7 protein-coding genes and 1 pseudogene are annotated in these 5,343 nt (G+C 57.4%); 6 read left to right on the top strand and 2 right to left on the bottom strand.

Features of this window, described 5'->3' with window-relative positions:
• Together ACESNI_RS05325 and ACESNI_RS05320 are read right to left on the bottom strand one after the other, a co-directional pair.
• Positions 1 to 459: IS1595 family transposase (locus ACESNI_RS05325; protein ID WP_373085456.1), on the bottom strand; the 459-nt coding region annotated here is incomplete at its 3' end.
• Between the two features lie 72 nt (positions 460 to 531).
• Positions 532 to 1,467 (bottom strand): LysR family transcriptional regulator, encoded by a 936-nt coding sequence (locus ACESNI_RS05320; protein ID WP_373085455.1) that lies wholly within the window; start codon positions 1,465 to 1,467, stop codon positions 532 to 534.
• A 323-nt stretch (positions 1,468 to 1,790) separates the two neighbouring features.
• Here ACESNI_RS05320 and tetR point away from each other — a divergent pair, with 323 nt between their 5' ends.
• The 6 genes and pseudogenes from tetR to ACESNI_RS05290 form a co-directional block, all read left to right on the top strand.
• The gene (tetR, locus tag ACESNI_RS05315) at positions 1,791 to 2,438 is read left to right on the top strand and encodes a tetracycline resistance transcriptional repressor TetR (RefSeq protein ID WP_373085453.1); all 648 of its coding nucleotides are present in this window, start codon (positions 1,791 to 1,793) and stop codon (positions 2,436 to 2,438) included.
• A 151-nt stretch (positions 2,439 to 2,589) separates the two neighbouring features.
• Positions 2,590 to 3,431, top strand: a pseudogene (locus ACESNI_RS05310) (IS5 family transposase).
• On the top strand, positions 3,421 to 3,732 hold the full coding sequence (locus tag ACESNI_RS05305) for an FAD-dependent monooxygenase (protein WP_373085457.1): 312 nt from the start codon (positions 3,421 to 3,423) through the stop codon (positions 3,730 to 3,732). Before ACESNI_RS05310 ends, ACESNI_RS05305 begins: the two are co-directional and overlap by 11 nt.
• Positions 3,733 to 3,856: 124 nt before the next feature.
• Positions 3,857 to 4,087, top strand: a complete 231-nt coding sequence (locus ACESNI_RS05300; protein WP_373085451.1) for a helix-turn-helix transcriptional regulator — start codon at positions 3,857 to 3,859, stop codon at positions 4,085 to 4,087.
• A 96-nt stretch (positions 4,088 to 4,183) separates the two neighbouring features.
• Entirely contained in the window at positions 4,184 to 4,363 is a 180-nt protein-coding gene (locus ACESNI_RS05295; protein ID WP_373085450.1) for a JAB domain-containing protein, read from the top strand.
• 154 nt (positions 4,364 to 4,517) lie between these two features.
• Positions 4,518 to 5,343, top strand: an 826-nt coding sequence (locus ACESNI_RS05290) for a molybdopterin-dependent oxidoreductase (RefSeq protein WP_373085449.1), incomplete at its 3' end; no start/stop codon positions are given.

Raw genomic sequence — 5,343 nt, 5'->3', positions numbered from 1 at the left:
GCCGCTGCGTGCTCCGCCGAGATAGGCATCGTCCATTTCGATCCTTCCCTTCAGACGTTTGCCGGCATCGCGCTCCATCATCACCTGCATGAGTTTGTGCTTGATCTTCCAGGCCGTGGTCTGTGTCACGCCAAGGCGGCGCCCCAACTCGATGCTTGAGATGCCACCCTTGCTCTGGGTGAGATGATACATCGCCCGGAACCATGTCCGCAGCGACGCCTTGGTTGCGGCGAAGATCGTCCCGGCAATGAGCGAAGTCTGCCTTCGGCAACTCGTACACTGGTAGAGCCTGCGGGTCTTTATGATGCTGTGACTGGCCCCTCCGCAGGTCGGGCATTCGAAACCCGAGGGCCAGCGCCAACCGAATACGACAGCCCGGCACTTCTCCTCGGTTCCGTAAAGATCGTCGAACTGGGCCTCGCTGAGGCCTTTCTGAAACTGGACCTTGTTTCGCGCCATCGATCAATTCCCGGAAAACCGCTATTCGTTCCCGTTTTGTATCACCACAAAATGGCTGAGGATAGTGCGTAATCAGGTAGATTTTTGTTTAGAGAAAACGGGGGCGCCGATTGGCGCCGATGGAGAACGCGCCTCGGACATCTTCCGGGCAAGACTGAGCATACGCCTGAGAGCCGGATTTTCGTTTCGCGGCGACCAGACCGCGCTGAACGCCAACTCTTCCCCGAGAAGCGGGCGATAGACGACACCCGGAAAATGCATCGCCGTCGCCGCCTCGCTGATCAGCGTCAACCCGCGACCGAGCGATACAATCTGCATGAGACTGTCCCGCCCAACGCTGTGCCGTTCGACCATCGGTCGATCTCCGGCCTCGACCAAGCGTTTCACCAGAAAATCGCCGATATCAGATTCCGTCCGTGCTTCGCCAAAAACGAGAGGCTGGCCGCGCAGGTCGGGCCAATCGACTTCCGACAATACAGCGAGCTTGTGATGCGAAGGCAGGGCGACGAACAGCCGCTCGGTCCAGAGCTGCGTCACGTCGAAATCTGTCAATGCCGGATCCCCTGTGACGAAAGCAACATCGAGTCTGTGTTGCCGGACAGCGGCAAAATGGTCCGACGGCGCACCATCGGCGAACTCTAGGCGGACACCGGCATGACCGGCGTCGAAGGCTTGGAATAGTTCCGCGAGAAAGCCAGAGGCCATCGAAGATAAAATGCCAATGCGCACAGCGCCGTCCTCGGCACGCCCGATCGCTCCGACATCCGTTACGGCGTGACCGATCTGATCGAGGGCTATACGGGCGCGATATAGGAACCGCTGCCCCGCATAGGTGAGCTTCACGCCCTCATGTGAGCGGATAAAAAGGGCTGCGCCGATTTCGTCCTCAAGATCGCGAATACGACGGCTGATGGACGATTCTTGGACGCGGAGCGCCTTCTCAGCACCACGAAAGCTCCGTTGTTCAGCGGCAGCGACTACATAGCGGAGATGACGCAGTTCGATCATCAAACGTTGCAGCCTTCGCAACACGAACAAGCGTTTGACTTAGACCAGCAGTAGAGTTGCAAGTGCTTGCCAGAAAATGCGTGGGCCTCCGACTGCTTACCTGTCCGCGCAGCAATTGCCGGCGCACTGAACGGCAGTCCGATGCCGAAGGCATCGTGCGTGATGGTCGCCGATACGGTATGCATCGTCCTATTCTCTTTCATCATTAAATACTTGGCGCCACCCTCTCGGCTTCTTGCCAATTGGAGCATACTTTATCAGCGATAAGTTTTCGACAATAAAGTTTATCGTTGATAAATTGTTAAGCGAACAGGTGAGAGACCATGACGAAGGTGCAGCGCGAGTCAGTGATCCGAGAAGCTTTAGACCTGCTCAACGAAGTTGGTGTGGATGGACTGACGACTCGAAAACTTGCTGAACGTCTCGGCGTTCAACAACCCGCCCTCTATTGGCATTTCGAGAACAAGCGTGCCTTGCTCGATGCCTTGGCGGAGGCGATGTTGGCGGAGGGCCACGCGCGCGCGCTCCCCAAGCCAGACGAGGATTGGCCGACATTCCTCGGGGAGAACGCGCGTAGCTTTCGACATGCGCTGCTCGCCTATCGCGATGGTGCCCTTATCCATGCGGGTACGCGACCGTCCCACCAACAGTTCGAGAGCATTGAAGCGCAGTTACACTTGCTTTGCGAGGCGGGGTTTTCACCCGGTGACGCCGCCAAGGCGCTCCTTGTGATCGGCCACTATGTCGTAGGGTCGGCAATTGAACAGCAGGCGAGCGATACCGACGATTGCCACCGGAAACCCGAAGCTGAATCAGTTCAAATGCCGCCGCTTGTCGCCGCCGCATTTGAGGAAGTCGGAAAGGCTCTGCCTGACGCTGCTTTCGAATATGGCCTTGCGGTCCTCATCGAGGGGCTGACCTGCAATCGATCCGTTCGAAGGCGGAGCCAAGTCAATCGAAGTAAAAAGTAACAAGGAGCCTTTGAGCCTCCATCACATTTTTTGGAATGCAGACATCATGTTAGATCGTAATTCGGTTCTCAGAGCCGATCCGGGAAGTTGTTGAGTCGGATGAATCGGATGTGATTCCCTTGCGGGTGCTTGATTCGCGAAGGAGGGCCCGATGTGGACACCCGAACACCGCCGTGCGGCCGCCCGAGATGGCCTGCGCTATGCGAGCGATCTGAGTGACGCCGAATGGGCGCTGGTCGAGCCGATGATCCCGCCGGCCAGGCACGGCGGGCGAAAGCGTTAGATCAACGTGCGCGAGGTGCTGAACGCGATCTTCTACGTGCTATGGACCGGATGCCAGTGGAAGGCACTGCCCAAAGACCTGCCGCCGAAGAGCACGGTGTACGACTATCTCGACTTGTGGACCTGGGACGGCACGCTGGAGCGCATTCATCACGCGCTCTATGTCGCGGTGCGCGAGCAGGCAGGACGCGAGGCGAGCCCGACGACGGCGATCATCGACAGCCAGAGCGCCAAGGGCGCGCAAAAAGGGGGGCTTCGCTCGATGCTTCAGGCTACGACGCGGGCAAGAAGGTCAAGGGCCGCAAGCGGCACATCCTCGTCGACACCTTGGGTCTCTTGCTGAACGTCGTCGTTCTTCCCGCCGATATCCAGGATCGCGACGGCGCCTTCGAACTGCTGCGCCGGGCGAGGCGGCTGTTTCCCTTCATCGAACGCATCTTCGCAGACGGCGGCCACCGCGGCGAGAAGATGGCTCTCGTCGTCTCGCGCACCGGAGCGTGGAAGCTGGAGATCGTGATGCGATCCGATGCTGCCAAAGGCTTCGAGGTCCTGCCCAAGCGCTGGATCGTGGAACGCACCTTCGCCTGGATCAGTCGCTGTCGTCGTCTCGCCAGGGATTTCGAGCGCTATGCGCGCACCACCGTCGCCTTCGTCCGCCTCGCCATGATCCGCATCATGCTCAGGCGGCTCGCCGTAAACCATTCGTCATGAATCCAAACTTCCCGGATCGGCTCTCATAATTGGAGCGGGGCCAACAGGCCTTGTGCTTGCCATCGAATTGGCTCGCAAAGGCATTGGTGCACGTGTCGTCGAAAAGGCATCCGAGCCTTCTAAGGCATCACGGGCAAAGGGGCTTCAACCACGCACGCTCGAACTCTTTCACATACTTGGTCTCGCCGATGCTGTGCTCGCAAGCGGCGGTCAATCAGTCCGTTTCATATCCAACAATATCCGCAGCCACTACACCGCTTTTTCGGCTCTTCCCTTCTCGGAAATCAGATCCCATTCATAGCAGTGCGATAGCGGGATCTAAAGTTCGTGAGCCTGACCGAACCTGATCCACATCGCATTTGGTGAAGCTTGGTCGGCGCATACTGCGACGGCGGTCGCCAGCAATGCGTTACGTGGAGATCTCGATGGAAGATAACAAATATCTGACTGCCGAGGAAGTCTCAGACCGCTATCGGGGCGGAGTCTCAGTCGGCACATTGCGAAACTGGCGAGCAATGAGGATCGGGCCCACCTTCGTCAAAATCGGCAAGGCCGTTCTTTACCCTGCGGCTGAACTTGATGCTTGGGATCAGAAGAATATGATTATTTGCCGTGCACCAAAGCGACTCAGCATGGATACCAGTGAGGGAGCGTGATGATCACGACGGAGAATGTAAAACCGCTCCCAATTCCAGCCACCATGCCTCTTTGCGGTTTTAAGATTTCTTATTTTTTTCAGATACATAGATAGAATGGGTTGCCTCCTCCACAACCATCCATCCGGCGATCCGACACCTTCCCGTGCGGACATCGATATGACGCGGCAGGTTCAGGACGTCAGTGAAAAACTCGGAATCGCCCTGCATGATCACGTGATCATAGCCAAGGGCAACCATACCAGCTTCCGGGCCCTGGGGCTGCTTAACCAGTAATTGCCCGAACAACCGGCGATTTTTGAGCCGCTTTGGCAATTAGTAGCTTCACCGCTTTACTCAGTTTCTATTAATTGAATATGTTAGGTGATGGTGGTCGGTCCATCCGGACACTGAACATTCCCGAATAGTCTGCCCCGTATAGGAAACTCCATTGAGCACGCCGTCCCCCGACATCGACCTCAGCCCTGAAATATCCGACTCCGTCCAATATACGACCTGCTACATGTGCGCCTGTCGCTGCGGCATCCGCGTGCATATGAAGGATGGATCGGTCCGGTATATCGAAGGCAACCCGAATCATCCCGTTAACAAGGGTGTGCTGTGCGCTAAGGGCTCCGCGGGCATCATGCAGTACAAGTCCCCTGCCCGACTGACCAACCCGCTGCGCCGGGTCGGCCCGCGTGGCAGCGGCCAGTTCAAAGAAATCGAGTGGGACGAAGCACTCGACGTTGCAACGTCCTGGCTGGCGCGAGCACGCGCCAATGATCCGCGCAAGCTCGCCTTCTTTACCGGACGCGACCAGAGCCAATCCTTTACCGGCTGGTGGGCGCAACAATTCGGTACACCAAACTACGCAGCACATGGCGGATTTTGTTCCGTCAATATCGCCGCGGCCGGGCTCTACACGATGGGCAGCGCCTTCTGGGAATTCGGCGAACCTGATTGGGAGAATACCCGGTATTTCATGATGTTCGGTGTGGCCGAAGATCATGACAGCAACCCGATCAAGAAGGGTTTAAGCAAGCTCAAGGGCCGCGGTGGAAAATTCGTATCCATCAATCCCGTCCGTACCGGCTATTCGGCGATTGCCGATGAATGGCTCGGCGTAACGCCTGGAACAGATGGGCTGTTTGTATTGTCGCTGGTGCATGAATTGTTACGCGCGGGCAAGGTCGATGCGAAGTACCTTGCCCGTTATACGAATTCATCCTGGCTGGTCATCCAGAACCCCGGCGGCGCCGATGATGGAATGTTTG

Source organism: Sneathiella sp. (genome assembly GCF_041689005.1).
Lineage (GTDB): Bacteria > Pseudomonadota > Alphaproteobacteria > Sneathiellales > Sneathiellaceae > Sneathiella.
The sequence above is the reverse complement of the archived record's forward strand: the minus strand, read 5'-3'. Positions and strand labels throughout refer to the sequence as shown.